The organism is Streptomyces naganishii JCM 4654, from assembly GCF_014650575.1.
Taxonomy (GTDB): Bacteria; Actinomycetota; Actinomycetes; order Streptomycetales; family Streptomycetaceae; genus Streptomyces; species Streptomyces naganishii.
The window spans coordinates 250295-276582 of sequence record NZ_BMVF01000003.1 but is presented as its reverse complement, the minus strand read 5'-3'; the positions used below and the strand labels follow the sequence as shown (position 1 = coordinate 276582).

The window sequence follows — 26288 nt, the reverse complement described above, 5'->3', positions numbered from 1 at the left end:
CTCGAAAGTCGGCGCTATCTTGCAGGAACAATCACAGCGGAGGGTGTGTCATGACGTATGTGGAGGACGAACTGACGAGCCAGCCCGAGTGCTGGACCCGCGCGGCGGCCGAGGCCGCCGGACACCGCCCGGCGCTGCCGGCACCGGGGGAGCGGGTCGCGATCGTCGGCTGCGGCACCTCGTACTTCATGGCACAGGCGGCGGCCGCCCTGCGCGAGGGCGCGGGACAGGGCGAGACCGACGCCTTCGCCGCCTCGGAGTTCCCCCACGGCCGCTCCTACGACCGGGTCGTCGCCCTCACCCGCTCCGGAACCACCACCGAAGTCCTGGAACTCCTGGGCAAGTCGAGGCCGGGCACCCGCACCACGGCCGTCACGGCGGACCCGCACACCCCCGTCGTCGACGCCGCCGACGACCTCGTCGTCCTCGACTACGCCGACGAACGCTCCGTGGTCCAGACGAGGTTCGCCACCACCGCGCTCACCCTGCTGCGCGCCCACCTCGGCCTGCACACCGACACCGTCGTCGCCGACGCCGGCACCGCGCTGTCCGAACCGCTGCCCCAAGGGCTGGCCGACTGCACCCAGTTCACCTTCCTCGGACGCGGCTGGACCGTGGGACTCGCCAACGAGGCCGCGCTGAAGATGCGCGAGGCCTCGCTGTCGTGGACCGAGGCCTACCCGGCGATGGAGTACCGGCACGGGCCCATCAGCGTCACCACCCGCGGCACGGCCACCTGGATGCTCGGCAGCGCGCCGGAAGGACTCGCCGGGCAGGTGCGCGCCACCGGCGCACTGTGGATCGAGGGCGGCCTCGACCCGCTCGCCGAACTGGTGCGCGCCCAGCGGCTCGCCGTCGCCGTCGCGGCGGCCGGCGGCCTCGACCCGGACCGGCCGCGCCACCTCACCCGCTCGGTGATCCTCACGCCCTGACGGCCATTCAGGAAAGCCAGTCAGGAAAGCACGCCCGTCGTCCTCCGGCGGCCACCCGTCGCCCTCTCCCGCAGGCAGCCCACGAAAGGACAGGCCGTGCCGCTTGCAGCCACCGGCGAGCTGGTCGGCGGCGCCGCCGCCGCGCGCTCCGCCGTCGTCGCCTTCAACATCATCACGCTGGAGCACGTCGAGGCCGTCGTGGCCGGCGCCGAGGCGGCGGGCACACCCGTCGTGCTCCAAGTCAGCGAGAACGCGGTCAAGTTCCGCTACGGACGGCTCCTGCCGCTCGCCCGCGCCGCCGCCGCCGCGGCCGAACGGGCCGCTGTGCCCGTCGCGTTGCACCTCGACCACGTGCAGAGCGACGACCTGCTGCGGCAGGCCGTGGAGGCGGGCTTCAGCTCCGTCATGTACGACGCCTCCCGGCTGCCGTACGCCGAGAACCTCGCCGCCACCCGGGCCGCCGCCGAGTGGGCACACGCCCAGGGCCTGTGGATCGAGGCCGAACTGGGCGAGGTCGGCGGCAAGGACGGCCGGCCCCCGCTCGACGCCCACGCCCCCGGCGCCCGCACCGACCCCGGCGAGGCGCACGCCTTCGTCACCGACTCGGGGGTGGACGGCCTGGCGGTCGCCATCGGCAACACCCACGCCATGACCGAGCGCACCGCCGCCCTCGACCACGATCTGCTCAAGCGGCTGGCCGGCGCGCTGGACGTCCCCCTCGTCCTGCACGGCTCGTCCGGCGTGCCGGACGGCGAACTCACCGCTGCCGTCGCCGGGGGCATCGCCAAGGTCAACGTCGGCACCGCCCTCAACATGGCGATGACCCGCGCGATCCGCGACTTCCTGGCCGCCCACCCCGAGGCCGTCGACTCCCGCAAGTACCTCGGTGTGGGCCGGGAGGCGATGGCGCGGGAGGCGGCACGCCTCATCGGAGTGATCGGCACACCCCGCACGTGAGGCCCCTCACGGCTTGACCCGCCCTACCGCCGGACGGCTTTCAGCACCACGAACTTCGGGTCACCCGCGACGAGTTGGCTGTTCCCGAAGACCCGTCGCAGCTTGACGTGGTAGCCGAGGTGACGGTTGCCGACCACCCACAGCTCGCCGCCGGGGCGCAGCGCCCGCCGCGCCCCGGTGAACATCCGCCACGCGGTCGCGTCCGTCGTGGCCTGGTGGGAGTGGAAGGGCGGGTTGTTGAGCACCAGGTCCACACTGCCGGCCGGCACCCCGGCCAGCGCGTCGCCGACCCGGAACTCGGCGTGCCCGGGCGCGCCGTTCGCCTTGTACGTCGCCTCCGCCGAGGCCACGGCCTGGAACGACTCGTCGGTGAACAGCACCTCGGCCCCGGGGCTGGTGAGGGCCATCGCGGTGCCCACCACGCCGTTTCCGCAGCCCAGGTCCACCACACGGCGGGCGTCGCGGCCGTCCGGGAGGTGCCCGAGGAAGAAGCGGGTGCCGATGTCGAGCCGGTCCGCGCAGAAGACCCCGGCGTGGTTGACGACCGTCCGCCCGGACACGGCGCCGACGCCTTCGGGCAGCGTGTAGGTGTACGGCCACGGGTTCGCGGCCCGCTCCAGGGACGGGTCCGGCGTGCAGAAGATCAGCCGGGCCTTGCGCACGGCCTGCGAGGTCCGGGTCGGACCGAGGAGGCGCTCGAACAGCGCCAGCGTGGAGGTGTGGATCTCCTTCACCATGCCGGCGCCGACGACGACCGTGTCCTGGTGCACCGAGGGCGCGAGCCGCAGCAACTGGTCCTCGAGCAGCGCCAGGCTCTTGGGCACCCGCACCAGCAGCACGTCGATACGGCCGGGCGGCGCGTCCCGCGTGGTCAGCAGCCGCACCTCCCCGGGCTCCACGCCGGCCCGGGCGAGGTTCGCACGGGTCGCCTCCTGACCGAGGTAGGAGTCGGTGATCTGCACCGGGACGCGCACCGAGGGGTGCGTCGCGAGCGCCGTGACCTGGGCGCCCCAGCGGTCCCCCACGGTCACGACGGTCCCCGACAGGTCGGTGCCCTGCTCGGCGAGGTGCCGCAGGAGGTACTCGTCGGAGGCGTCCCAGGCCCGCAGCCGGTCATGCGGGTGCTCGGGGAAGCGCGTCAGCCCGAGCTCGCCCCAGGGCGTGGTCATACGGTCGTTCATCGTCCGTCAAGGTTAGCCGAGCCGCAGCTCACGCCCGGTCCGGCAGGATGGAAGGTACGAGGGGCGTGGACGTCATGGCCATCGTGGACGTCGTGGACGGTTATGGAGGGCACCGTGGACGCCGAGCTGTTCCCCCGCGGCCGTACGACGATCGCGCCGGGCGCGGTGCATGTGCCCGAGTGGCTGGACGCGGCGCGGCAGGCGGAGCTGCTCGCCGCCTGCCGGGAGTGGGCCCGCCCGCCGGCCGGCCTGCGCACGGTGCGCACCCCCGGCGGCGGCACGATGACCGCCCGCCAGGTCTGTCTCGGCCTCCACTGGTATCCGTACGGCTACGCCCGCACCGTCGTCGACGGCGACGGGGCGCCCGTCAAACCGTTTCCGGTCTGGCTGGGCGAACTGGGCCGGCGCGCGGTGGCCGACGCGCTGGGACCGGAGGCGGCGGCCGGCGCGGCGTACGACATCGCGCTGATCAACTTCTACGACGCGGACGCCCGCATGGGCATGCACCGCGACAGCGACGAGCGCTCCGGCGCGCCCGTGGTGTCGCTGAGCCTTGGCGACACGTGCGTGTTCCGCTTCGGCAACACGGAGAACCGCAACCGGCCCTGGACGGACGTCGAACTGCGCGGTGGGGACCTGTTCGTGTTCGGCGGCCCGTCGCGGCTCGCCTACCACGGCGTGCCGCGCGTCCACCCGGGCACCGCGCCACCGGGGTTGGGGCTGAGGGGGCGCCTGAACATCACCCTCCGCGTGAGCGGCCTCTAAAACCTTTTCTTCCGGATCAGGCCGGCTCCCCGTCGCCGCGCCTCCCGGCCGGGCCCGAGCGGGGCGCGGCGCGTGCGGCTGCAAGGCGGAGGAGGGCGGAGGAGGGCGGCGACGCGATGCGGGTCCCCCGCTCGAAGAGCCTGGGGGAGTGCGTGCCGGGCCCCGCGACCGCGGCGGAATCCGGAAGGGAGACTCTGGGCCGCCCGGCCTGCGGATCATGACAGACTCGCCCTCATGAGCGGCAAGGCGGACCCCCGGGCGGCGGGGGAAGGGACCACCTCGAGGACGCGGCTGGACCGGGGGCGCGGCGCGCTCGGGCCCGCGTTGGAGCTCGTGCACACCGGGCGCGCCCCGACCCGGGCCGTGCTCACCGCCGAACTGGGGGTGACCCGGGCGACGGCCGGCGCGGTCGCCGCCGAACTGGAGGCGCTCGGCCTGATCCGCGTGGACGCCCGGCCGGGCGCCGCCGCCGGTTCGCAGGGCCGCCCCTCGCACCGGCTGTCGGTCGCGGAGGACGGCCCGGTGGCCCTCGCCGCGCAGGTGCACGCCGACGGTTTCCGTGCGGCCCTGGTCGGCCTCGGCGGCCGGATCGTGGCCACCGCGCCGGGCTGCGAGACCGTGGACGCCGACCCGGCCAAGGTGCTCGGATCCGTCGTGGAGGCCGGCGCCGAGCTGCTGCGCACCACCGGCCGGCGGTGCGTGGGCGCCGGGCTCGCGGTGCCGTCCGCGGTCGCCGAGCCGGACGGCCTGGCCCTCAACCCGCTCCACCTGGCCTGGCCCGCCGGCGCGCCGGTACGGCGGATCTTCGCGGAGTGCGTGCGCGCGGCGGGCATCGGCGGACCGGCGTTCGCCGCGAACGACGTCAACCTCGCCGCGCTCGCCGAGCACCGCCACGGCGCCGGGCGGGGCGCCCGAGACCTGCTGTGCGTGGCCACCGGCCACCGGGGCGTGGGCGGCGCGCTGGTGCTGGACGGCAGGCTGCACTCCGGCAGCTCGGGCCTCGCGCTCGAGGTCGGCCACCTCACGGTCAACCCCGAGGGGCGTCCCTGCCACTGCGGCAGCCGGGGCTGCCTGGACGTCGAGGCCGACCCGATGGCCTTCCTCACCGCCGCGGGCCGCGAGCCAGGCCCCGAGGTCTCCCTGCTCAAGCAGGCCGACGACCTCATCCGCCACCACTACGACGACACGGCCGTCCGCGGCGCCACCGAGGCCCTCATCGACCGCCTGGGTCTGGGCCTGGCCGGCCTGGTGAACATCCTCAACCCCGACCGCATCATCCTCGGCGGCCTGCACCGCACCCTGTGCGACGCCGACCCGCAGCGCCTGCGCGCCGTCGTCGCCGACCGCAGCCTGTGGGGCCAGAGCGGCGGCGTCCCCATCCTGCCCTGCACCCTCGACCACAACAGCCTGGTGGGCGCCGCCGAACTGGCCTGGCAGCCGGTCCTCGACGACCCCCTCACGGCCCTCACCTGACAGCCCACGCGACGCCCGTGCCCCAGCCGGGCTCGCCCCACCCACGACCGCCCCGGCCGCCTGCCCGGCCTGGTCCCCGCCCGCCCGCCTGCCCGGCGCGTCCGGCTGCCGCGGTCTGCCCGGCTACGGTCGGTACTCCGGGTCTGCCTGGCCGGTTCGGGCGTTCCTGGTCTCCGCACGGTCCTGCCGGTACCGGGCGGCCCGCCCGGCGCGTCCGGCGTTCGCCGTCTGCCCGGCTCCGGCCGCGCCCGCGGTCTGCCCGGCTTGTCCGGCGAGTGCGGCCCCTGGCCGGGCCGCCTCGTCCCGTGACCTGCCCGGTCCGTCCAGCGCCGGCGACGCTGCCGGCGCTTCGGGTGCCCGCGACCTGAACAGCCTGCTCGGGCGCCCGCGGCGCTGACCGGCCCGGCCCGTTCCCCTGTGGCGCTGGCTGGCTCGCCCGGTCCCCGCGGCGCCGACCGGCCCGCCCGTTCCTCCGGTCAGCGCCAGTCGGTGGCGAAGGCGCGGGCCGGGTTCGCCGTCAGGATGAGGTCCACCGCCTCCGCGCCCAGTTCCGCTTCCAGGCGCGGGCGTACACGGCGCAGCAGGTACGGCATCCCGGGACCGCCGTCGACCGAGCGGGCCCCGGCGGTCACCGTGTCGCCGCCGAGCAGCAGCCGGTCGGCGAAACCGGCCTCGGCCAGTGCCCGCACCGCGCCGGGCATCCGCCAGTCGGTCGCGTGATGGGCCCGGGAGGGGCCGTCGAAGGCCAGGTAACAGCCGCTCCGCGCGGCCTGGCGGTGCACCACGGGGTCGGGGGAGCGGTTGAGGTGCCCGAGGATCACCCGGTGCGGCGGCACCGCCAACTCCCCGCACAGCAGGTCCAGTACGTCCATCTCGAGGTGCACGGTGACGGGCGCCCCGGTGGCGTGGTGGGCCTCGGCGGCGGCCTTCGCCGTCCAGCGGGCGTGCGCGTCGAGCGCGTGGAAACCGCCGGCCACCTTGACGAGCCCGGCCCGCGCGCCCGACTCCCCGATGCCCTCGGTCAGTTCGGACACGAAAAGCCGGGCGAGGCCGTCGCCGCGCAGCGCGGTGAGCCGCTCGTCGTCGTAGTGGGCGGCCTGGTGCAGCCCCGTCGCGCACACCACGTGCACCCCGGTGGCCCGCGAGATCCGCACCAGTTCGGCGGCCCGCCGGCCCATCCCGTACGGCGTCCACTGCACCACGCCGGCGCCGCCCGCCGCGCGGAACGCGGCCAGCTCGGCCCGCGCCGCGACCACGTCGGCCAGTTCCCGGCCGGGCAACCGCGGGCTGCGCAGGAAGAGATGGTCGTGGGCGTCGGTCACGCCCAGTTCGTCCGGGCGGATGTCACCGAGGACCGTACGGACGCGGACCGTGTCGGCGCCGTTCACCACTGGCGGCCCCTCGGCAGCGCCTTGCGACCCGGCTGGGACACGTGCAGCACCTGGAACACCTCGCCCTCGGCGTCCGGCAGCCCGTCCTCCCGCCGCGCCCAGAGCGAGAAGTGGACCAGCTCCCAGGCGCGCGTGTCCACGGCGGCCGCCGCGAGCACGGCACCCTCCTGGCCGGCCAGCCGCCGCGTCTCCCGTACCGCCTCCTCCATCAGCTCGGACAGCACCACCGCCTCCGGGACCGGCCGGCGGCGCCGTACGGCCACGCCGATCGCGGAGACGTCCGCGGCGTCGCCCTCCTCATAGGCCAGGCCCGTCCACTGCTGGGCCTCCGGGCGGCCGAAACTGTCGGCGAGACCCTGGAAGGCGCCGCCCCACAGGAACGAGTTCATGCCCTCCACGGTGTTCCACAGGTAGAACGGCGCGTACTGGTTGACCGGCGAGCCGTGCACCCCGCGCTCGCGCATCAGGTACGCCTTGATTCCGAGCCCGTCCCAGTCGTCGAGCAGGTGCCCGATCCTGGCCACGCGGTCGCGGATGATGCCCATGTCGTAGTCGGCGGGCAGGGTCAGCTCGTACTGCAGGGCGTGCATGGTCGGGTTCCTTCCCTCAGGCCGGACGGTCGCAGGCCGGGCGGTCGTGGTTCTCGTGCGGGGCGAGGAGCGACAGCAGTCCCCGGACAGCGGTGTCGAAGGCGGTGGGCGAGCCGGAGGCGCGGGCGAGGACGTAGCCGCCCTGAACGGTGGCGAGGACGGCCGCCGCGATCTCCTCGCCGTCGAGCGTGGCCGCGAACAGGCCCTTTTCCCTGCCCTCCTCGACGATCCGGGCGAGCCGTTCGCGCAGCCAGTCGAGCGTCTCGTCGACCGGCGCGCGCAGCTCCGGGCTGGCGACGACCTCCGGGTCCATGGTGAGCCGGCCGATCGGGCAGCCGCGCAGCACGTCGCGCTCGCGCAGCAGGTACGCCTCGATGCGCTCGTAGGGCGTACCCGGGCCGTCGAGCACGGCCTCGGCGGTGGCGCGCATCTCCTGGGCCGTCCGCCGGATCGCGGCCAGGGCGAGGTCCGGCTTTCCTTTGAAGTGGTGGTACATGCTGCCCTGTCCGGCGCCCGCGCGCTCGAGGATCGCCTTGGGGCTCGTGCCCACGTAACCGCGCTCCCACAGCAGCTCGCGGGTGGAATCGATCAGACGTTCCGGGGTGCTCATGCGGACACTGTACATACCAGTAGGTACAGAAGTCGAGGGTGTCCGTACTCCGCGCGAAGTACCCCAACTGCCGCTGGCCGTACGACGCCCCGCACCCGGTCCGGGTGTGACCCTCGAAGCAGCACATCAGCTCACAACCCCGAGGAGATGAACCGGGATGGAGACCCTTGCCAACTGGCACGGCGGCGGCCCCGGGCCGTGGATCCTGCTCTTCCCGCTGATCTGGGCGGCCGTGATCGTCGGTGCGGTCACGGTCCTGCGCCGCACCGGGTGGCGGACGGCCGGCGGACCGTGGCGCGCCGCCGGCGGCCGCCCCGCAGGCGACTCACCCCTGGCCGTCCTCGGTCGCCGCTTCGCCTCCGGCGAGATCGACGAGGACGAGTACTGGCGCCGCCTGTCGGTCCTGGACGACCAGTTCGGCACCGCGAACAAGGGCGGCACCCACTGACACGGGCCCTCCGCCCGCGCCACCGGCCACGCCCCGCCACATACGTGCGATGCGCGCCGACCGGCGCGCGAGCGGGCCGACGTCACAGGTGCGGGCATCTCGCCTACCCGATGCGGATGTCCGCGCTCGGCGTCTGGACGCGCAGCAGTCTCGCGAGCCGGGGCACTCTGGTGAACCGTCAGCGGCCCGTTCTTGAGGTAATTGATTCGCGCATGGGCAAGCCCGCGCATTACGGTGCGCGCCATGGCAAAGGCGCACGTTCTCACGCCCCGGGCGGACGACTTCCCCCGCTGGTACCAGGACCTGATCACCAAGGCCGAACTGGCCGACAACGGGCCGGTCCGCGGCACCATGGTCATCCGACCGTACGGGTACGGCCTGTGGGAGCGGATGCAGCAGGAGATGGACACCCGGATCAAAGACGCGGGCGCCTCCAACGCGTACTTCCCGCTCTTCATTCCGCAGTCGTACCTGACGAAGGAGGCCGAGCACGTCGAGGGCTTCGCGCCGGAACTTGCCGTCGTCACACACGCCGGCGGGAAAGAGCTGGAAGAGCCCGTCGTCGTCCGCCCCACATCCGAGACGATCATCAACGACTACTTCTCCAAGTGGGTGAACAGCTACCGCGACCTGCCCCTGCTCATCAACCAGTGGGCCAACGTGGTGCGCTGGGAACTGCGGCCGCGCGTGTTCCTCCGTACAACGGAATTCCTGTGGCAGGAGGGCCACACCGCGCACGCCACCTACGAGGACGCCCGGGACTACGCCGCGCACATCCACCGGAACGTGTACGCCGACTTCATGGAGAACGTCCTCGCCATGGACGTCGTGCCGGGACGCAAGACAGCCAGGGAACGGTTCGCCGGCGCGATCAACACGCTCACCCTGGAGGGCATGATGGGCGACGGCAAGGCCTTGCAACTGGGCACCAGCCACGAGCTCGGCCAGAACTTCGCCAAAGCCTTCAACACGCGATACCTGTCGAAGGACGGCCGGCAGGAATACGTCTGGCAGACCTCCTGGGGCTCCACCACGCGTCTGGTCGGCGCACTGGTGATGATGCACGGAGACGACAACGGTCTCCGCATCCCGCCACGTTTGGCCCCGATCCAGGCAGTGGTCCTCGCCGTCAAGGGCGACGACGCGGTTCTGGCCAAGGTCCGCGAGATCGGCGACCGGTTGAGCGCAGCGGGTGTACGCGTGCGCGTCGACGACCGCACAGACACGCCGTTCGGCCGCCGCGCGGTCGACTGGGAGCTCAAAGGCGTGCCCGTACGGATCGAGGTGGGGCCGCGCGACCTGGAGAACGGGACCGCTGTGCTGGTCCGCCGTATCCCGGGGAGCAAGGAGCCGATGGCGATCGAGGCGCTTTCCGCGCTGCTGCCCAGGGTCCTGGAGGACGACCAAGCGCTGCTTCTTGCCCAGTCCCACCAGCGCCGCAAGGACCACACCGTTGAGGTGGCCTCGATCGAGGAGGCCGAGGAGGCCGTGAACAGCGGCTGGGCGCAGATCCCCTGGGCCAGGCTGGGCCCGGAGGGCGAGGCGAGGCTCGCCGAGCAGGGTGTATCCGTGCGGTGCCTGGTGGCCGCGGACGGCTCGGTACCCGAGGCCGACGATCAGCCGGGCAACGTCGCCGTGATGGCACGGGCCTATTGACCGGACGTGGGTGCCACGGCGGTGGGGCTCCAGAGCCGAAACAGGCTTTCGCCGACGGGCTCATGCCTCCTCGTCGACGTCGTCGGGCGCTTCCGGATCGCGAAGGGGGCGCAGACCCTGGCCGGGCCCGCCGGCCGCGAAGTTGAACTGGCCTGCCGGGCCGTGACCGGCCGGCGATTCGGTGACCGGGCCCTACCCGCGAGCCGGTCACCGGCCGCATCCACAGGGCGGCCACCGGCCCCACCCGCGAGGCAGCCAGCGGCCCCGCCCGCGAGCCGGTCACCGGCCCCGCCCGCGAGGCCGTCCATGGCCCGGGCCGCGAACCGGCCCGTGGCTCAGGCCGCGAATAGCCCGGTGGCCCGGCGTGCGGCGCACCGGGTGGCGCTGGTCCCCCCGCCGTGGGTGGCGCGGGTCCGTGGGCCGGCCCGGGGGCTGTCCGGGCCGGCGTGGGTCGGTCGGGGCGCGTGGGTGGGCGCCACGGTGGTGGGTGCGTTGGCCGGGGTCAGCCGGCAACGGCGGACCGGGCCGGGGCGGCGGGGCGGGCGCCCTCGAGGGCGGGGCCGGCTTCGGTGAAGCGGCGGGCGGGCTGGTCCGCGGCCACCAGCCGTGGCGCCCGCGCCGGCACCGCGACGGGCGCGGCGGAGGTCGGCAGGGTGAACCACACCACCTTGCCGTCCTCCCCGTCCGGACGAGCACCCCAGCTCTCGCTCATCGCGGCCACCATGGCCAGCCCGCGCCCCTCGGTGGCGAGCGGCGCGATCTCGCCCATCTCCTCCACGACCGGAAGACGTGGATCGTGGTCGCGTACGGACACGGTGAGCCGGTCGAGCAGCAACTCCAGCTCGACGGTGCACAGCTTGTCGGGCCGGGCGTGCTGGTGGACGTTGGTCAGCAGCTCCGTCACACCGAGCGCGGCCCGGTCTATCAGAGCGTCCAGATGCCAGTAGCGCAGATGCGCCGATACGATTCTGCGGACCTGGCCGATCCGCGACGGCAGGGCTTGGAGCTCCACCGTGCAGTGCCTGCTTGGGTGACTGATCACGGCTGCGACTCCCCGACGTTGAGGTCCGGAAGAACACGACGTTTCGGATGCAGCAGGGCGCCTGCGTGACGCTGCCGCCTGCTGTCGTGGCCGGCGGGCTGGTTCGCAGCGTTATCGCCGGTAAACCCAGAGTGACGTGAGACCAGCGTGACGCAAGGGGTTCGGTACCGCAACTTCGAGCCACCTTCCCGGCCGCTCAGCCGCGCCGCCCCGACGCCCTGCGCACGGCCTCGACGAACCGGTGCGCGGCGGGCGGTCCCGGCTCCCCGGGAGCGGGGTCCCGGCCGCCGAGGGTCAGCACGTACCGCGTGCCGTCGAGGTCGGCGAGTGCCCGGCCCTCCGGCGCGAACCACGGCCTGGAGGCGCGCACCGCCCGCAGCGGCGCGCTGTCGATCTCGCTGCCGCAGCTGTTGAGCAACTCCAGCCTGCCGTCGGCGATCCGGACCCGCCCGGCCCGCGTGAGCGACCGCAGCCGTCTGCCGATCCCCACACCCGTCGCCGTGAACTCCGCCTTCGCCATCCTTCCCCGCCCCCTCGCACGGGTCCTCGCGTCCCGCGCCGTGCAGTCTGCCCCCCTTCGGCACGGAGCACCAGTGCACGCGGCGCGTTCCCGACCGGCGCCCGGAGCACTCGGCCGAATGCGCCCCCACCCGTGCGCTCGATCGCCCCCCGCAGGCTTCTGGCGTGCCATGCCCAAGCCCTCTCTTTGAGACCCTCAAAGGGGCGTTTATGCAGGTGAGAAGCGTACGGAAGCCGTCTATCATCGGTTGCGTCCGGCCGCGCGACACGCCGTCGGCGCCCAGCCCAAGGAGTCCCGCCGTGAGTAGCACCGAGCAGCGCCGGACCGGCGAAACCCTCGACGTCGACCGCAGCGACGCCGGCTACCGCGGCTGGCTGAAAGAAGCCGTGCGCAAGGTCCAGGCCGACGCCAACCGCTCCGCCGACACCCACCTGCTGCGCTACCCGCTGCCCGAGGAGTGGGGCATCGACCTGTACCTCAAGGACGAGTCCACCCACCCCACCGGCAGCCTCAAGCACCGTCTGGCGCGCTCGTTGTTCCTCTACGGTCTGTGCAACGGCTGGATCCGTCCCGGACGCCCGGTGATCGAGGCCTCCAGCGGTTCCACGGCCGTGTCCGAGGCGTACTTCGCCAAGCTGATCGGCGTCCCCTTCGTCGCGGTCATGCCCCGCACCACCAGCGCCGAGAAGTGCCGGCTGATCGAATTCCACGGCGGCCGCTGTCACTTCGTGGACGATCCGCGCACGATGTACGAGGCCTCCGCCGCGCTCGCGGCCGAGACCGGCGGCCACTACATGGACCAGTTCACCTACGCGGAGCGGGCCACCGACTGGCGCGGCAACAACAACATCGCCGAATCCATCTTCCGCCAGCTGGAGTTGGAGCGCTTCCCGGAGCCGGCCTGGATCGTGGCCACGGCGGGCACCGGCGGCACCTCCGCGACCCTCGCGCGCTATGTGCACTACATGCAGTACGACACCCGCATCTGCGTCGCCGACCCGGACAACTCCTGCTTCTTCGAGGGCTGGACGACCGGCGACACGGACGTCACCTGCGACTGCGGCTCACGCATCGAGGGCATCGGCCGGCCCCGCATGGAGCCGAGCTTCGTGCCCGGCGCGATCGACCGCATGATGAAGGTGCCGGACGCGGCCGCCGTCGCCGCCGTACGCGCCCTGGAGCACGCCATCGGCCGCAAGGCGGGCGGTTCCACCGGCACCGGCCTGTGGAGCGCCCTGAGGATCGTCGCCGGGATGGTGGCGGCGGGCGAGCGGGGGAGCGTGGTCACGCTGCTGTGCGACCCGGGCGACCGCTACCTCGACAAGTACTACTCGGACGCCTGGCTGGCCGCCCAGGACCTGGACATCGCCCCCTACGCGCGGACCATCGACGCCTTCCTCACGACCGGCGAATGGCCGCAGGGCTGAGCCGCACGCATCGCGCACCTCACCGAACCGCCCGCCACGTGCGCCCGCGCGCGCCCTCCTCAGCCCGCCGCCAGGCGCCGGTCCAGCGCGGTCACCGCGTCCCGGAAGGCTCGGCCGAGGCCCGCGCGGCCGACGGTGAGCAGGAGCCGCAGCGCGGCCGTGCCGTCCACCGCGAACGTCCACTGGACCCGGGTCCCGCCGCCCGCGGGCGTGAGCCGCCACTCCTCGGCCAGGGCCCGTAGGCCAGGCGCGTTGGTGGCGTCCACGCGGTAGGCGTAGACCTCGGCCTCCTTTGCGGCCAGCACCGTCTCCTCGAACCACGTCCCGCCCCGCAGCCGCACCTCGCGCCCGAGGTCGGTCGGCCGCGCCGACGTCACCGCCGAGAACCAGTCGGACCAGCCCGGCACGTCCTCGGCGAGCGCGCGGTAGACCCGCTCGGGGGCGGCCCGGATCTCGCGCGCGAAGACCAGGCGTACGGGGGCGGTCTCGACGAAGTCGATTCCCACCGGGCGCAGACGGCGAACCATGGACGCAACCCCCTCCTGGCGGCGGCCGGCGGTGGGTCGGCCGGGCGCCGCTCAGCGTAGCTGACGGCCCCTCAGATGTCTGCCCCGTCCTCCGGCTCGCCCGCCACCACCAGCCGCAACTGCTCCGCGACCTCCGCGCGCGCGTCGTCCGGCAGCCCCGCGTCCGTCACCAGAGTGTCCACCTGGTGCAGCCCGGCGAACGAACTCAGCCCCACCACACCCCACTTGGTGTGGTCGGCGACCACCACGACCCGGCGGGCCGACTGCACCAGCCGCCGGTTGGTCTCGGCCTCCGCCAGGTTCGGCGTGGACAGCCCGGCCTCGGCCGATATCCCGTGCACCCCGAGGAACAGCATGTCGAAGTGGAGCGCGGCGATGGCCTGGTCGGCCACCGGCCCCACCAGCGAGTCGGACGGGGTGCGCACCCCGCCGGTCAGCACCACGGTCGCCGCACCCGGCCGCTGACCGGAGGTGCGGTGCGCCGCGTGGAAGACGTCCGCCACCCGCACCGAGTTGGTCACCACGGTCAGGTCCGGCACGTCCAGCAGATGATGGGCCAGCGCGTACGTCGTCGTACCGCCCGACAGGGCGATCGCCGTGCCCGGCGCGACCAGCCGGGCCGCCGCCCGCGCGATGTCCTCCTTGGCGGTCAGCTCGAGACCGGACTTCGCCTCGAAGCCCGGCTCGTGCGTGCTCGCCTCCAGGACCGGGACCGCGCCGCCGTGCACCTTCTCGAGCATGCCCTGGCGGGCCAGCGCGTCGAGGTCGCGGCGGACGGTCATGTCCGACACGCCCAGCTTGCGGGTCAGCTCGTTGACCCGGACACCGCCGCGGCGCCGGACCTCGTCCAGAATCAGGGCGCGCCGCTGCTCCGCGAGGAGGTTCTGATTCTCACTCACGTGTGCTCCGGTTCCTCTCGCCTCAAGCCGACCGACCCGCTTCGCGCACGCGCCCCGGCGAGGAGGTCCGAATCCGTCACGTCACCGGTGTGCGGGCGTCCCATCCTTTCACGGGTGGCCGTCCGGCGCGCCACCGCCCACCTCGGCGCGCTCATGCCATACACACGCCGTCGCCGTCGCTGTCGCCGCCGTCCCGCCGTCACCGTCGCCCCGGTGTCGCCGTACGCCGGTGTCGCCGCACGCCGCTGTCACCCGGATCGGGGACATCGCGTCCCAGGGGCTGTGCCGGCGTGCCCCGACCGGGATCCTGGTGCCACGGGCCCGCACGGACACGGCCCGACGGTGCGTCACGGGGGAGCGGCGAACAGTGGAACGTGCGCAGCAACGCGCGGCGGCCGGGGCCGGGGCCCCCGAGCCGCCCGAGCCGGCGGAGACCGCCCTGGAACTCCTGGTCCACGGAGTCGGCGGCACCACGCCCGAGAAGATGCTCGACGACCCGCGCACCGTGCGGATCACCGGGGACGACACGGCGGCGGTCTTCCGCCGCGCGGCCGACGCCGACGCCGAGGACCGCCCCGCCGGGCGGCGCGCCGAGCCGGTGCCGGAGGCGTACGTGTGGTGCAACCTCACCTCCGGCAACGGCGCCCGCGCGCTGTGGCTGCTGCTCCTGCCGTTCATGGTCGTCAACCTCGCCCACTGGATGCGCCCCACGGCCCACTCACGCCCCCGCACCGTGCGCCTGTACGGGCTGCTCGTACGGCTGGCCGGCCTCACCCTCACCGTGCTGCTCGTCGCCGCCGCCTGCGAGGTCGCCCTCGACCTGGCCGCCTGGCAGTGCGCGGGCACGCGCGCGTGTGCGGCACGGCATTCCTGGCTCGGCTTCCTGTCGCCGGCGGGCGGCGGCTGGTGGAGCGCGCCCGGCCGCCGTCTCTCCCTCGCCGCCCTCGTCCCCGCCGCCCTCACGGCCCTGCTGTGGTACCTCTCCCACCGCACCTGGAGCGCCTACGAGTCCCAGCAGCCGATGTCCCGGGACGCCGAGCCGGAGGAGACCGGCGCCGGCGGGCCGGAGCCGGAGGAGACCGGCGCCGGGGGGCCGCTCGGCCGGCCCGGCTTCTGGTACGGCCGCCGCCTCGTGGCCCGGCTGCGCGCCGCCCACACCGCCGCGGGCCTGCTCACCGTCGCCGCGGCCGTCGCCGCGCCCGCGGCCGCCTTCGACCGCCGTCCCGGCGGCCCGACGGCCCTGGACGTCCTCGGCTGGAGCCTGCACGCCGCGCTCGTCGCGCTCGCCGCCGTGGTGGTGGGCGTCGTCTGCCGCCGGGGCCGCAGCGAGCACCGGCCCGACCGGCGGCTGGACCGCCACCTCGTACGGCGGCTCCCGCTCGCCGCGCTGCTGCTGCTCCTTCTCACCGCCGTGTACGCGGGCTGGCCGCGCCCGGCCTGGCACTCCACGGGCCGGCTGGCCGGCGACACCACGTTCGGCGGGATCGCCCTGGCCCAGGGCCTGCTGGTCGTGCTGCTCGCCGTCACCGCCCACGCCCTGTACCGCACCGCCCCCGACCCCCGCGCCGCGTTACACGGGCAGGGCGGCCCCGCCGTCGCCACACTGGCGTGCGCGCTCGGCGGGGTGATGTCCGGCGGGGTAGCCCAGCGCGTGGCCGACTGGATGGACGGCACCGGCGGCTCGATCCCCGGCCCGCCGGTACTGCTGACCTGGCAGGCCTCCGTCATCCCGCCCCTGCTGCTGCTCCTGCTGGTGCTCGGCGCACGCCTCGCCGGCCGCGCCCGGCGGCTGGCCCGCGCCGAGCGCCACGGTCCGCCGGGACTACCCGGACGAGCCCGAGGACCCCGAACGCACCCGCCGGATCGCCCGCACCCGCGCCATGGCGACCCTCACCGACGACGCTCCCCTCGTCGTGGGCGTCACCTCCCTGGCCACCCTCCTGCTCGGGGGCGCCGCGCTGGCGGGCGCCCTGACCGGCCACCGCACCCCGGCCGGCGCCGCGCGAGGCGCCCACCCGCTGGTCCAGGGCGCGTCCGACACCGCGCAGGCCCTCGGGTCCTGGCTGGTCGGACTCGGCTTCGTACTCCTGGTCACCTGGGGGCGCCGCGCCTACAAGGACGCCTCCGCCCGGCGCACCATCGGCATCCTCTGGGACGTCGGCACCTTCTGGCCGCGCGCCGCCCACCCCTTCGCCCCGCCCTGCTACGCCGAACGCGCGGTGCCCGACCTCACCTGGCGCATGGCCACCTGGACGCGCGCCACCGGCGGCCGGCTGGTGCTGTCCGGGCACTCCCAGGGCAGCGTGCTGGCCGCCGCCGCGGCCTGGCAGCTCACCCCCGCGGTGCGCCGGCGGGTGGCGCTGTTGACCTACGGCTCCCCGCTCACCCGGCTCTACGGCCGCTGGTTCCCCGCCCACTTCGGGCCGGCCGCCCTCGGCGCCCTGCACCGCGACGTCGACTGCTGGCGCAACCTGTACCGGCTCACCGACCCCATCGGCGGCCCGGTCGCGCCGCCCGGCGACAGCGGCGCCGCCGTCGACCGCGCCCCGCTGAAGGACCCGCTCGCCTACGGCCGCACCGCACGGCATCCGCTGCCCGCACCGATCCTCGGCCACTCCGACTACCAGGCCGACCCCGCCTTCGCCGAGGAACGCGCACGCCTGCTCGCCCGCCTCCACCCGGACCTGCCCACACCGCGCCGCGGCCGGAGCCTGCCCGGCGGCGCTCAGGGCAGCGCGGGCAGGTCCTCGGCGTAGAGCAGCGTCAGGTCGTCCGTGCTCGGGTCGGCGAACTGGGCCACCCGGCCCGCGTGCCGCTCCACCATGGCCTCGAAGGTCTGGCGCGCGGTACGGCCGTTGCCGAACGCGGCGCCCTTCGGGATCTCGGTGAAGTACTTCAGCAGCGCCTCGGCCGTTCCCGGCGCCAGCCGGTACTCGTGCTCCTCGGCCTGCTGCTCCACGATCCGCAGCAGCTCCTCGGGACCGTAGTCGCCGAAGGTGATGGTGCGGGAGAAGCGGGACGCCACACCCGGGTTGACGGACAGGAAGCGCTCCATCTCGGCGGTGTAGCCGGCGACGATCACCACTACCGCGTCCCGGTGGTCCTCCATCAGCTTCACCAGCGTGTCGATGGCCTCCTTGCCGAAGTCGCGGCCCGCGTCCTCGGGCGAGAGGGCGTACGCCTCGTCGATGAACAGCACCCCGCCGCGCGCGCGTTCGAAGGCTTCCTGGGTGCGGATGGCGGTGGAGCCGATGTGCTCGCCGACCAGGTCGACGCGGGACACCTCGACCAGATGCCCCTTGTCGAGGACGCCCAGGGAGGCGAGGATCTCGCCGTAGAGACGGGCGACCGTCGTCTTGCCGGTGCCCGGCGAGCCGGTGAAGACCAGGTGCCGCTTGACCGAGGCGGCCTTCAGGCCCGCCCGCTGCCGGCGCCGGCCCACCTCGATCATGTCGGTGAGGGCGCGCACCTCCCGCTTCACGCTGTCCAGGCCCACCAGCGCGTCGAGCGCGCCCAGCACGTCCTTGGCGCTGCGCGCGGACGCCTCCGGCTCGGGGGCGGTCACCGCCGGCTCCTGCTCGGTGCTGCGCTGGCCGGGGATCGCGCCCAGCAGACCGGGCGACGGACTCGTCGTCTGCACGGCCGTCTCCCGGGCCGCCGGCGGGCGCACCCCGCCGCTCTCGTCGCTGGAGCAGTCCTCGACCACGGGTCCGGAACCCGGCCCGGCGTCGGCGCCACCGTCCGCGAACTCGTAACCCCCGCGCGCGCAGCGCTCCGTACGGCACTTGCGCAACGTCGTACGGCAGCCGTCGATCACATGGAAGCCGTAGCCGCCGCTGCCCGTCACCCGGCAGCCCAGGAAGCTGCCGCGGCCGCCCGCCGACACGTAGAAACCGGCCTCGGCGGGGTTGGAGACCGTGCAGCGCTCGACGGTGGGGTCGGCGCCCTTGGTGACGATCACGCCGGTCTGGGTGCCGTCCACCGTGCAGTTGCTGAGCGTGCCCCCGCTGCCGTGGTCGCGGAACCAGGCGCCGGTGGCCGCCTGGCTGATGCGGCAGTCGTCGAGCTGCGCGGTGGCGCCGTCGCTCACCGACACCGCGGTGTTGCGCACCTGGGTGAGGTCGCTGTCCACCACGTCCGCGCGGGAGCCGCGGTCCAGCACGAACAGCGCGTCCGGCACGTCGTGCACCCGGCAGGAGTCCAGGACCGCGGTCGCGCCGTCGCTGACCCACACCGCCGGGTAGTCGCCGGTGCTGTCGAAGATCTCGCACTGGTTGGCGTCCACGCGGGTCCCCGGGTCCCACACGGACAGGCCGTTGCGCCCGAACTGACGCACCGTCGTCCGCTTCAGCGTCAGCACCGAACGCGACCGCAGGTCCACCGCGTTCTCCGGGATGTCGTGGATGCGGCAGTCGGCCAGCGTCAGCACGGCGTCCGTGTCGAGCGTGACGCCGTCCGCGGTGGTGCGGTGCACCTCGCAGTCGGTGAGGTGGGCGGTGGCCCGCGCGGTGACCTGGACGCCGCTGCCCCGCACCTCGTAGACCTCGCAACCGACCGCCTCCAGCGCGGAGTTGTCGCCGGTCACGGTCAGGCCCGAACCCGAGGCATGGTGCACGCGGCAACGCTCCAGGCGGGGGTGCGCGCCGCCGTGCACCGCCACCGCGGCCTGTCCCGCCGCGACGACCTCGCACTCCTCGAACACCCCGCCGCCGCCGTCCAGTACGGCGATGCCGATGCCGGCCGGATTGTCGACGGAGCAGCGCCGCACGGTCGGCCGGGCGCCGCCGCGCACCTCGATGCCCGCCGCGGACCGGGTGACGATCCGCACGTCCCTGAGCTCGGGCGCGCCCTCCTCGACCAGCAGCGCTGGCGCGGCCGCGTCCTGGCCCTCCACGTGCAGGTCCTGCACCACCGCCGAGGCCCGCACGGTCAGCGGCACCCCGTCCGCGGGCGCGATGCGCACCGAACCGGGGGAGCCCTCCGGGCCGCGCAGGGTCACCGCCCGCTGGACGACGAGGTTCTCGCGGTAGGTGCCCGGGGCGACGGTGAGGACGTCGCCGTCCGCCGCGGCCTCCAGGGCGGCGGCGAGCGATGCGTACTCCCCCGTGCGGCGCCGCCACCGCGATGTGCCGGTGTGCGTCACCTGGACCGTGCCCTGTGCCATGGCGTTGCTGTGCCCCCACCTCGTCGTGCTGACGGCTCGTTCGCCTTCGGAGAGCTCCCCGGTGGCTCGCGCGCGTGGACCTGATGCCGAGTGCGTCGGCCGGTCCACCGTAGCGTGCGCGCGGGCGGTCGGTTGACCGGAGCCGGAAGGCCGTCAGCTGCCGGTGCCGGTACGGCCCCAGTCGGGGCCGGCGCGGTCCCATGCCTGGTCCCAGCGGGCGTATCTGCGGCGCACCAGCCGCCAGACGATCAGTCTGCGTATGCTCTCGAAGAGGCCCGCGGAGAGCATCGCCGCGCCGAGTCCGGCGATGACCGCGTGCGTGGTGGCGGTGGCGGAGTCCAGGGGACGGGTCACCATCGTGCCGTGCTCGTCCGTCCACAGGGTGAAGTGGTCGCCGGTGTGCGGGTGGTTGAGGGTCGTGGTGAGCTGGCCGTGCCGCCGGGTGCCGTCGGGGGCGGTCCAGTCGGCGGCGACCCGGCTGCCGGAGTCCCGCCCGGAAGCGCTCTCCGGAGCCGGCGCGGGCGCCGCTTCGGCCGCCTTGCCGGTGATGGTGGCCGTGACGAGGTGGCGGGCCGCGCGCTGCTCGCGCACGGACTGCTGGAGCGCGTCCTGGGCGGCGAAGCCGACGAGCGAGCCGATCACGGGGGCGGCGACCAGGATCAGCAGCAGCGACACCAGGGCCACCCAGGACTCGACCAGGTCCGTTGTGCGCCGCAGCGGATTGTGCCGCCAGCGCCACAGACCGCCCACTGCCCGCAAGGCCCCCACCCCCTTCCCGCTCCGTGATAACCCCCGGCGGAGCCCTTCGCCCGTGGAACCGGCCGAAGAGAGAGCGAAATCACCCCCCGGCCGGCGCCTCGCGGACTGGTCCGCCGACATCACAACGGCCCGGCCCCGGCCGGTGGTTCCCGGACGCGCCGGGCGGATCACTCCAGGATCGCCACCGGGTCGCCGATCCGGAGGACGCCGGTGGACTCCGGCACGAGGTTCTGCCCGAAGACCAGCTCGCCGCCGAAGCGCCTGTGGCGGCCGAGCGTGCGCAGCGGCTCCTTGCCGCGTTCGGCGGTGGCCTGGTCGGTGGTGGTCACCACGCAGCGGCCGCACGTCTTGGCGACCCGGAAGGTCACCTCGCCGATCGCGACGCGCCGCCAGTCGTCCTCGGCCCAGGCGGTGGTGCCCGCGACCACCACGCTCGGCCGGAAGCGGTTCATGGGCAGCGGGCCCTCGTCGGCGTGATCGCCCTCGGCGATCAGGGAGTTGAGGGAGTCGAGCGAGGAGACGGCGGTGAGCAGCAGCGGGAAGCCGTCGGCGAAGCTCACCGTCTCGCCGGGCAGCGCGTAGTCGGGGTCGACGGGCCGGCGCGTGGCGGGGTCGTCCATGTGCAGCAGGCGCACGTCCGCGCCCACGTACTCGCTGCACCAGGCGTGCGCGGCGGGGCCGGCCGGAACGGCCTCGACCTTGTCGCCGAAGATGTCCACGGTCACCGTGGCCCCCGGCCGGGGGGCGTGCACCGTCAGCGGGTCGCGCCCGGGCGCGGACAGACGGAGACCGCCGCCGGGCACGGGCTCGGCGGCGGCCAACGCGAGGTGTGGCTGCTGGCGTTGGGTGACGACCTTTCCCCCGTCGTCGATCAGTGCCCAGCGCCGGTCCCCGGCCAGCCCCCAGGGCTCCACCACGGCCTCCCGGGGCGCGAGGCCCCGGAACGCCTTGACCGGATAGAGGTGGATCGACCGCAGCTCCGCATTCCCCATGACCTCATCCTGCCAGGCGGCGCGGACGGCCGGGGAGCGGATCAGTAACCGCGGTACTGCTGGTTGTTGTACGGGTCCTGGTAGGGCGCCGCGGCGGGACGGGGAGCGGCTGGACGCATCGCCTCGTAGCCCGTGCCGCCCATCATCGGGCGCGGGGGCTGCGGCTGCGGCTGGCCGGGATACCCGCGCGGGGCCGAGGCCTGCTGCGGGATGTAGTACGCCGCCGGCGCCTGCTGCAGCGGGGCGGGCTGCGGCGCCTGCGGGTAACCGTAGGAGGGCTGGGACGGGGCTGCCGGGAGGGCGGGCAGGGCCGAGGGGAGCGCGGGCAGGTGGCTGCTGCTCGTGTCGTACGGCGCGGGGACCCGGATCGGGGCGATCTGCGGGGTGCCCCGCTCGGCCACGAGCGAGTCGTAGATCGGGGTGTCCGGGAAAGGCGACGCGGAGTAGTAACCGCCGCCATAAGTGGAGCGGGGGGAGGTCATGGCACATAAGTTAAGCCCACGATGTGCTGGTTGGGGAGACCGATAAGAGGGTTGTTTTCCGTGTCGGCGGTGACGTGGGATCCCCAATGCGAGCGAACTTGGCAAAAAGGGGCGCCAATCGGTGCTCGGATCGGGTAAATGGCAAGCTCCCGGCGGGTTACCGGCGGTCGGCCGGGGCCCGTCCCACCGCTTTTCCGTGGGAGTCCGGGGCCTGGCGGGAATAGGTTGGGACGGGCGGCGGGCCGAGCGACCGCCGGGACACGGCCTGGCCGACACGCGATGGGGGCGAACATGTCAATGCCGAAAGGCTCGAACACACCGGTGCCGACCGCGGCTCTCCGCGTCGAGATCGGCCGGCGCTCCGGACCGGGCGTGCCCGACACGGACGCCTCGGCGCTCCTCCTGGCGGGCAAGAAGGTCCGCTCCGACTCCGACTTCGTCTTCTACAACCAGCCCGCGCATCCCTCCGGCGCGGTCCGGCACGAGGGCAAGCGCGACGCCGGCGGCCACGTGAGCGAGACACTCCTCGTCGACCTGGCGCGCGTGGAGCCCGGCATCGACCGCATCGTCCTGGCCGCCTCGGCCGACGGCGGCACCTTCGGCCGGGTGCCCGGCCTCTACATCGAGGTGCGGGACGCCGCCGGGGGCCAGGTGGCCGCCCGCTTCGACAGCGTCGGCGCCACCGTCGAGACGGCGTTCCTGCTCGGCGAGTTCTACCGCAGACAGGGCGCGTGGAAGTTCCGCGCCGTGGGCCAGGGCTACGACAGCGGCCTGGAGGGCCTCGCGACCGACTTCGGGATCACCGTCGACGAACCCCGGCACACGGCGCCGCCCACCGCCCCCGCACCGGGACCGGCGTCCGCGACCGGACCCGGGCACGCTCCCGCGCCGGGCACGCTTCCGCCGCCCGCCGGGGCGCCCGTACCGCTTCCCCCGCCCGCCGGCCGGCCGGCGGCGCCCCCCGTCACCGTTCGCCCGCCCGCCGGCTCACCGCCGCCGCCCGCACCCGTCCGCCTGGCCAAGGTGACGCTGACCAAGTCGGCCCCGTCGGTCTCGCTGACCAAGCAGGGCGGCACCTCGGGCGCCATGCGCGTGAACCTCAACTGGCAGGTGCGCAAGCAGTTCACCGGCTGGGGCAGCAAGCGCGGGCGGGCCGTCGCCGCCCACGCCGACCTCGACCTCGACCTGTGCGCCCTCTACGAGCTCTCGGACGGCCGCAAGGGCGTCGTCCAGGCCCTCGGCAACGCCTTCGGCGCCCTGCACCAGCCGCCGTACATCCACCTCGACGGCGACGACCGCACCGGCGCCGTGGCCGAGGGCGAGAACCTCACCGTCAACCTCGACCACAAGGACGCCTTCCGGCGCATCCTCGTCTTCGTGACGATCTACGAAGGCGCCCGGTCCTTCGCCGACCTGCACGCCACGGTCACGCTCCAGCCGCAGCACGGCGCCCCGATCGACTTCTCCCTCGACGAGTGCACCGTCCCCTCGACCGTCTGCGCGCTCGCCCTGATCACCAACACCGGCGGCGACCTCCTCGTCCAGCGCGAGGCCCGCTACCTGGTCCCGGACCGCGGGGTGAGCCCGCAGCGCACCATCGACCGCGCCTACGGCTGGGGCATGAACTGGACACCCGGCCGCAAGTGAGCCGCCCGCCGGGCCCGGCGGGCGGTCACCCCTCGTCGGGCACGGCGTCCGGGCGCGCGTAGGTGCGGCCCTTCCAGGCCGCGCCCCGGCCCCGGTAGTGCTGCACCGCCGAGTCCACCGTCATCAGCAGATAGAGGAACGCGGTCAGCGGCAGCAGCGGAGCGAGCCACAGCGGCAGACGGTAGTAGCGCAGCATCGGGACGTACGTCCCCGTCATCACCAGCCACGCCAGGCCGCCCGCGAGGGCGCCCGCCGCGCTGCCCCCCGCCAGTCCCGCGACCAGGGCCACCGGCGGCACGAGGTAGACCAGGACCAGGCCGGCGACCGTGCCGAGCAGCAGCAGCGGGCTGTGGCGCAACTGCGCATACGCGCTGCGCGAGACCATGCGCCACAGGTCGTGCAGCCGGGGATAGGGGCGCACGCTGTCCACGCCCTCGGCTAGCCCCAGCCAGATGTGCCCGCCGCCGCCCTTCACCGCCCGGGCGAGCGCCACGTCGTCGATCACGGCCTGCCGGATCGCGTCCGGGACGCGCGCCCGCTCGGCGGTGTCGGCGCGCAGCAGGACGCAGCCGCCCGCGGCCGCCGCCGTCCGCGAACCCCTGCGCCCGATCCGGCGGAAGGGGTACAGCTGCGCGAAGAAGTAGACGAAGGCCGGCACCACCAGCCGCTCCCAGGCGCTCTCCACCCGCAGCCGGGCCATCTGGGACACCAGGTCGAAGCCCCCGGCCCGCGCCGACGCCACCAGCCGGCGCAGGCTGTCGGGGGCGTGGGCGATGTCCGCGTCCGTCAGGAGCAGGTACTCGGGGGCACGCCCGCGTGCCAGGCCGATGCCGTGCCGTACGGCCCACAGCTTGCCCGTCCAGCCGGCCGGCGGCTCCCCCGGGGAGGCCACGGTCAGCGGCAGCCCGCCCCCGGCGCGCGCCAGTTCGCGGGCCAGGTCCCCGGTGCCGTCCGTGCTGCCGTCGTCGATCAGGAAGACCTCCGCCCGGCCGGGGTAGTCCTGGGCGAGCAGCGTGGGCAGGCTCCGCGGCAGTACGGAGGCCTCGTCCCGCGCGGGGACCACGACGCACACGGCGGGCCACTCGCCGGCGTCCGGTTCGGCGGGCGGCGGCGGATCACCGGCAGCGGCCCGGGGGAGTCTGACGTCCGTGCGCCAGAAGAACCCCTGGGCGAGCAGCAGCCACAACCAGGCGGCAAGCGATACGACGGCACTCCACACGATCACGCTCACCCGCGCAGTCTGCCCCACGCGGGTCGCTCGTTCGAGGGCATCGTCTATCGTGGCCGGGTGAAGATCGCGCTCATGGACTCCGGAATCGGGCTGCTGGCGGCCACCGCCGCGGTACGGCGTCTGCGACCCGACGCAGATCTGGTGCTCTCCCTGGACCCCGCGGGCATGCCGTGGGGTCCTCGTACGCCGGAGGACCTCACCTCGCGTGCCGTGTCCGTCGCCGAGGCGGCCGCCGCCCACGCGCCCGACGCCCTGATCGTCGGCTGCAACACCGCGACCGTGCACGCGCTGACCACCCTGCGCACGCTCCTGGAACCGGCCCTGCCGGTCGTCGGCACGGTGCCCGCGATCAAGCCGGCCGCGGCGGGCGGCGGCCCCGTGGCCATCTGGGCCACCCCCGCCACCACCGGCAGCGCCTACCAGCGGGGCCTGATCCGCGACTTCGCCGGCGGCGTGCCCGTCACCGAGGTGCCCTGCTGGGGACTGGCCGAGGCCGTGGAGCACGCGGACCAGACGGCGATCGACGACGCGGTCGCCGCGGCCGCCGCGCTGACCCCGGGCGACGTGACGACCGTCGTACTGGGCTGCACCCACTACGAACTGGTCGCCGAGCGCATCCGCGCCGCCGTGCAGCGCCCGGGCCGGCCGCCGCTGGCGCTGCACGGCTCGGCGGGCGCCGTCGCCGCGCAGGCCCTGCGCCGCATCGGCGCCCGGCCCCGGCCCGAGGCGCCCGCGCGGGGCGCCGTGACGGTGCTGCTCAACGGAGAGCAGGGCGTGCTTCCCGCCCCGGCGCTCGCCTACGACGAGGGCCGCCTCCTGCAGCCGGTCACCCCCGCGCTCTGACCCGCGCGTACCCGCGCGTACCCGCGGCGTCCCGCGCGGGTACGCGGCCGGTCCGAAGCCGGTACGGCCGGTAGGGGGCCGGTGCGCGGCCGGTAGGGCCCGGTGCGCCGCCGGTCGGGCCCGGTGCGCGGCCGCCGGGGACACTCGGCGTCCGCGACGCGCTACCCACGGCGAGGAACTTGAGTAACCTCGTTGGCATGAGGGACCACCGCCGAGGCGACCACGGCCCGAACCCCGACGTCTGGACCGGACGCGCCACCAACCGGTTCCAGTGGCTGCTGGCGCTGGTCGGCGCCGCCTGCCTGGCGCTGGGCGTCGAACTCGCGGTGGACTCGGCGTGGAACTCCGGCGTGGCACCCCTGGTGATGTCCGTGGTCGGCTGCATCGCGGCCGGACTGCTCGTCCTCTTCGGCACCCTGGCCTTCGTGCACGTCGCGCTGAAGGTCGACAAGGAGACACTGGAGGTGCGCTGCGGCCACATCGGGCTGCCGCGCCGCCGCATCCCGCTCGCGCACGTCGCCGGCGCCGAGTTCGCACCGCACGTCACCCCCCGCCACTGGGGCGGCTGGGGCTACCGCTGGCGGCCGGAGAAGGGCACCGCCGTCGTCGTGCGGCGGGGTGAGGGCATCGTGCTGCGGCTCTGGGACGGGCACACGTTCACCATCACGATCGACAACGCCGAGTCGGCGGTCCGCGTGATCAAGGACCGCCTGCACCCGCCGACGCCGGGCGCCGTCTGAGCAGCGCCGCAC

At 74.5% G+C, this 26288-nt stretch carries 23 protein-coding genes and 1 pseudogene; 11 read left to right on the top strand and 13 right to left on the bottom strand.

Annotated elements, in window-relative coordinates:
• The first annotated feature begins 50 nt into the window (after positions 1-50).
• Positions 51-932: an SIS domain-containing protein gene (locus tag IE217_RS06605; protein ID WP_190176768.1), complete on the top strand. Its 882-nt coding sequence runs from the start codon at positions 51-53 to the stop codon at positions 930-932.
• A 96-nt stretch (positions 933-1028) separates the two neighbouring features.
• The gene (locus IE217_RS06600) at positions 1029-1889 is read left to right on the top strand and encodes a class II fructose-bisphosphate aldolase (RefSeq protein WP_190176767.1); all 861 of its coding nucleotides are present in this window, start codon (positions 1029-1031) and stop codon (positions 1887-1889) included.
• A 23-nt stretch (positions 1890-1912) separates the two neighbouring features.
• On the opposite strand, the gene IE217_RS06595 is transcribed toward IE217_RS06600, so the two are convergent.
• Entirely contained in the window at positions 1913-3058 is a 1146-nt protein-coding gene (locus IE217_RS06595) for a methyltransferase (RefSeq protein WP_190177022.1), read from the bottom strand.
• 126 nt (positions 3059-3184) lie between these two features.
• On the opposite strand from IE217_RS06595, the gene IE217_RS06590 reads away from it, so the two are divergent.
• Entirely contained in the window at positions 3185-3835 is a 651-nt protein-coding gene (locus IE217_RS06590) for an alpha-ketoglutarate-dependent dioxygenase AlkB family protein (RefSeq protein WP_190176766.1), read from the top strand.
• 234 nt (positions 3836-4069) lie between these two features.
• Positions 4070-5308, top strand: a complete 1239-nt coding sequence (locus tag IE217_RS06585; RefSeq protein ID WP_190176765.1) for an ROK family protein — start codon at positions 4070-4072, stop codon at positions 5306-5308.
• A gap of 476 nt (positions 5309-5784) precedes the next feature.
• Here the strand turns inward: IE217_RS06585 and IE217_RS06580 are convergent, their stop codons facing one another.
• The 3 genes from IE217_RS06580 to IE217_RS06570 are packed head-to-tail and all read right to left on the bottom strand — an operon-like array spanning position 5785 to position 7899.
• Complete coding sequence (locus tag IE217_RS06580) at positions 5785-6696, bottom strand: phosphotriesterase family protein (RefSeq protein ID WP_190176764.1); 912 nt, start codon at positions 6694-6696, stop codon at positions 5785-5787.
• Positions 6693-7289 (bottom strand): DUF4865 family protein, encoded by a 597-nt coding sequence (locus tag IE217_RS06575; protein WP_190176763.1) that lies wholly within the window; start codon positions 7287-7289, stop codon positions 6693-6695. Before IE217_RS06575 ends, IE217_RS06580 begins: the two co-directional genes overlap by 4 nt.
• Positions 7290-7305: 16 nt before the next feature.
• The gene (locus IE217_RS06570; protein ID WP_229865069.1) at positions 7306-7899 is read right to left on the bottom strand and encodes a TetR/AcrR family transcriptional regulator; all 594 of its coding nucleotides are present in this window, start codon (positions 7897-7899) and stop codon (positions 7306-7308) included.
• 157 nt (positions 7900-8056) lie between these two features.
• Here IE217_RS06570 and IE217_RS06565 point away from each other — a divergent pair, with 157 nt between their 5' ends.
• Positions 8057-8347: an SHOCT domain-containing protein gene (locus tag IE217_RS06565; RefSeq protein ID WP_190176761.1), complete on the top strand. Its 291-nt coding sequence runs from the start codon at positions 8057-8059 to the stop codon at positions 8345-8347.
• A gap of 243 nt (positions 8348-8590) precedes the next feature.
• Positions 8591-10003, top strand: a complete 1413-nt coding sequence (gene proS, locus IE217_RS06560; RefSeq protein ID WP_190176760.1) for a proline--tRNA ligase — start codon at positions 8591-8593, stop codon at positions 10001-10003.
• 502 nt (positions 10004-10505) lie between these two features.
• Here the strand turns inward: proS and IE217_RS06555 are convergent.
• The gene (locus IE217_RS06555) at positions 10506-11045 is read right to left on the bottom strand and encodes an ATP-binding protein (RefSeq protein ID WP_190176759.1); all 540 of its coding nucleotides are present in this window, start codon (positions 11043-11045) and stop codon (positions 10506-10508) included.
• A 196-nt stretch (positions 11046-11241) separates the two neighbouring features.
• A complete protein-coding gene (locus IE217_RS06550; protein WP_190176758.1) occupies positions 11242-11565 on the bottom strand; it encodes a hypothetical protein in 324 nt (107 codons plus the stop codon).
• A 299-nt stretch (positions 11566-11864) separates the two neighbouring features.
• On the opposite strand from IE217_RS06550, the gene IE217_RS06545 reads away from it, so the two are divergent.
• The gene (locus IE217_RS06545; protein ID WP_190176757.1) at positions 11865-12992 is read left to right on the top strand and encodes a PLP-dependent cysteine synthase family protein; all 1128 of its coding nucleotides are present in this window, start codon (positions 11865-11867) and stop codon (positions 12990-12992) included.
• A 59-nt stretch (positions 12993-13051) separates the two neighbouring features.
• On the opposite strand, the gene IE217_RS06540 is transcribed toward IE217_RS06545, so the two are convergent.
• Both IE217_RS06540 and IE217_RS06535 read right to left on the bottom strand, forming a co-directional pair.
• A complete protein-coding gene (locus IE217_RS06540; RefSeq protein WP_190176756.1) occupies positions 13052-13519 on the bottom strand; it encodes an SRPBCC family protein in 468 nt (155 codons plus the stop codon).
• A gap of 71 nt (positions 13520-13590) precedes the next feature.
• The gene (locus tag IE217_RS06535) at positions 13591-14418 is read right to left on the bottom strand and encodes a DeoR/GlpR family DNA-binding transcription regulator (protein ID WP_190176755.1); all 828 of its coding nucleotides are present in this window, start codon (positions 14416-14418) and stop codon (positions 13591-13593) included.
• A 367-nt stretch (positions 14419-14785) separates the two neighbouring features.
• Here IE217_RS06535 and IE217_RS06530 point away from each other — a divergent pair.
• Positions 14786-17174, top strand: a pseudogene (locus tag IE217_RS06530) (hypothetical protein).
• Here the strand turns inward: IE217_RS06530 and IE217_RS06525 are convergent.
• The 4 genes from IE217_RS06525 to IE217_RS06510 all read right to left on the bottom strand — a co-directional run bounded on the left by IE217_RS06525 (position 17144) and on the right by IE217_RS06510 (position 21815).
• Positions 17144-19582: a right-handed parallel beta-helix repeat-containing protein gene (locus tag IE217_RS06525; protein ID WP_190176754.1), complete on the bottom strand. Its 2439-nt coding sequence runs from the start codon at positions 19580-19582 to the stop codon at positions 17144-17146. The pseudogene IE217_RS06530 and the gene IE217_RS06525 overlap by 31 nt on opposite strands.
• A 153-nt stretch (positions 19583-19735) precedes the next feature.
• The gene (locus IE217_RS06520; RefSeq protein WP_190176753.1) at positions 19736-20341 is read right to left on the bottom strand and encodes an Rv1733c family protein; all 606 of its coding nucleotides are present in this window, start codon (positions 20339-20341) and stop codon (positions 19736-19738) included.
• 167 nt (positions 20342-20508) lie between these two features.
• Positions 20509-21333 (bottom strand): MOSC domain-containing protein, encoded by an 825-nt coding sequence (locus IE217_RS06515; protein WP_190176752.1) that lies wholly within the window; start codon positions 21331-21333, stop codon positions 20509-20511.
• 41 nt (positions 21334-21374) lie between these two features.
• Entirely contained in the window at positions 21375-21815 is a 441-nt protein-coding gene (locus IE217_RS06510) for a DUF6643 family protein (protein WP_190176751.1), read from the bottom strand.
• Between the two features lie 291 nt (positions 21816-22106).
• On the opposite strand from IE217_RS06510, the gene IE217_RS06505 reads away from it, so the two are divergent.
• Positions 22107-23462: a TerD family protein gene (locus tag IE217_RS06505; RefSeq protein ID WP_190176750.1), complete on the top strand. Its 1356-nt coding sequence runs from the start codon at positions 22107-22109 to the stop codon at positions 23460-23462.
• Positions 23463-23487: 25 nt separating this feature from the next.
• Here IE217_RS06505 and IE217_RS06500 read toward each other — a convergent pair whose 3' ends face one another.
• Positions 23488-24693 (bottom strand): glycosyltransferase, encoded by a 1206-nt coding sequence (locus IE217_RS06500; protein ID WP_190176749.1) that lies wholly within the window; start codon positions 24691-24693, stop codon positions 23488-23490.
• Between the two features lie 57 nt (positions 24694-24750).
• Here IE217_RS06500 and IE217_RS06495 point away from each other — a divergent pair, with 57 nt between their 5' ends.
• Together IE217_RS06495 and IE217_RS06490 are read left to right on the top strand one after the other, a co-directional pair.
• Positions 24751-25536 carry a glutamate racemase gene (locus IE217_RS06495; RefSeq protein ID WP_190176748.1) on the top strand — a complete coding sequence of 262 codons (786 nt, stop codon included), beginning with the start codon at positions 24751-24753 and terminating at the stop codon, positions 25534-25536.
• A gap of 197 nt (positions 25537-25733) precedes the next feature.
• Complete coding sequence (locus IE217_RS06490; RefSeq protein WP_190176747.1) at positions 25734-26276, top strand: hypothetical protein; 543 nt, start codon at positions 25734-25736, stop codon at positions 26274-26276.
• Positions 26277-26288 lie beyond the last annotated feature (12 nt).

What these genes read in the sequence shown, in the direction of transcription:
- IE217_RS06510 (WP_190176751.1), bottom strand. Translation starts at nt 21,815, where the DNA reads ATGACCTCCCCCCGCTCCACTTATGGCGGCGGTTACTACTCCGCGTCG.
- IE217_RS06490 (WP_190176747.1), top strand. Translation starts at nt 25,734, where the DNA reads ATGAGGGACCACCGCCGAGGCGACCACGGCCCGAACCCCGACGTCTGG.
- IE217_RS06570 (WP_229865069.1), bottom strand. Translation starts at nt 7,899, where the DNA reads ATGAGCACCCCGGAACGTCTGATCGATTCCACCCGCGAGCTGCTGTGG.
- IE217_RS06505 (WP_190176750.1), top strand. Translation starts at nt 22,107, where the DNA reads ATGTCAATGCCGAAAGGCTCGAACACACCGGTGCCGACCGCGGCTCTC.
- IE217_RS06550 (WP_190176758.1), bottom strand. Translation starts at nt 11,565, where the DNA reads ATGGCGAAGGCGGAGTTCACGGCGACGGGTGTGGGGATCGGCAGACGG.
- IE217_RS06575 (WP_190176763.1), bottom strand. Translation starts at nt 7,289, where the DNA reads ATGCACGCCCTGCAGTACGAGCTGACCCTGCCCGCCGACTACGACATG.
- IE217_RS06605 (WP_190176768.1), top strand. Translation starts at nt 51, where the DNA reads ATGACGTATGTGGAGGACGAACTGACGAGCCAGCCCGAGTGCTGGACC.
- IE217_RS06525 (WP_190176754.1), bottom strand. Translation starts at nt 19,582, where the DNA reads ATGGCACAGGGCACGGTCCAGGTGACGCACACCGGCACATCGCGGTGG.
- IE217_RS06595 (WP_190177022.1), bottom strand. Translation starts at nt 3,058, where the DNA reads ATGACCACGCCCTGGGGCGAGCTCGGGCTGACGCGCTTCCCCGAGCAC.
- IE217_RS06585 (WP_190176765.1), top strand. Translation starts at nt 4,070, where the DNA reads ATGAGCGGCAAGGCGGACCCCCGGGCGGCGGGGGAAGGGACCACCTCG.
- IE217_RS06540 (WP_190176756.1), bottom strand. Translation starts at nt 13,519, where the DNA reads ATGGTTCGCCGTCTGCGCCCGGTGGGAATCGACTTCGTCGAGACCGCC.
- IE217_RS06515 (WP_190176752.1), bottom strand. Translation starts at nt 21,333, where the DNA reads ATGGGGAATGCGGAGCTGCGGTCGATCCACCTCTATCCGGTCAAGGCG.
- proS (WP_190176760.1), top strand. Translation starts at nt 8,591, where the DNA reads ATGGCAAAGGCGCACGTTCTCACGCCCCGGGCGGACGACTTCCCCCGC.
- IE217_RS06565 (WP_190176761.1), top strand. Translation starts at nt 8,057, where the DNA reads ATGGAGACCCTTGCCAACTGGCACGGCGGCGGCCCCGGGCCGTGGATC.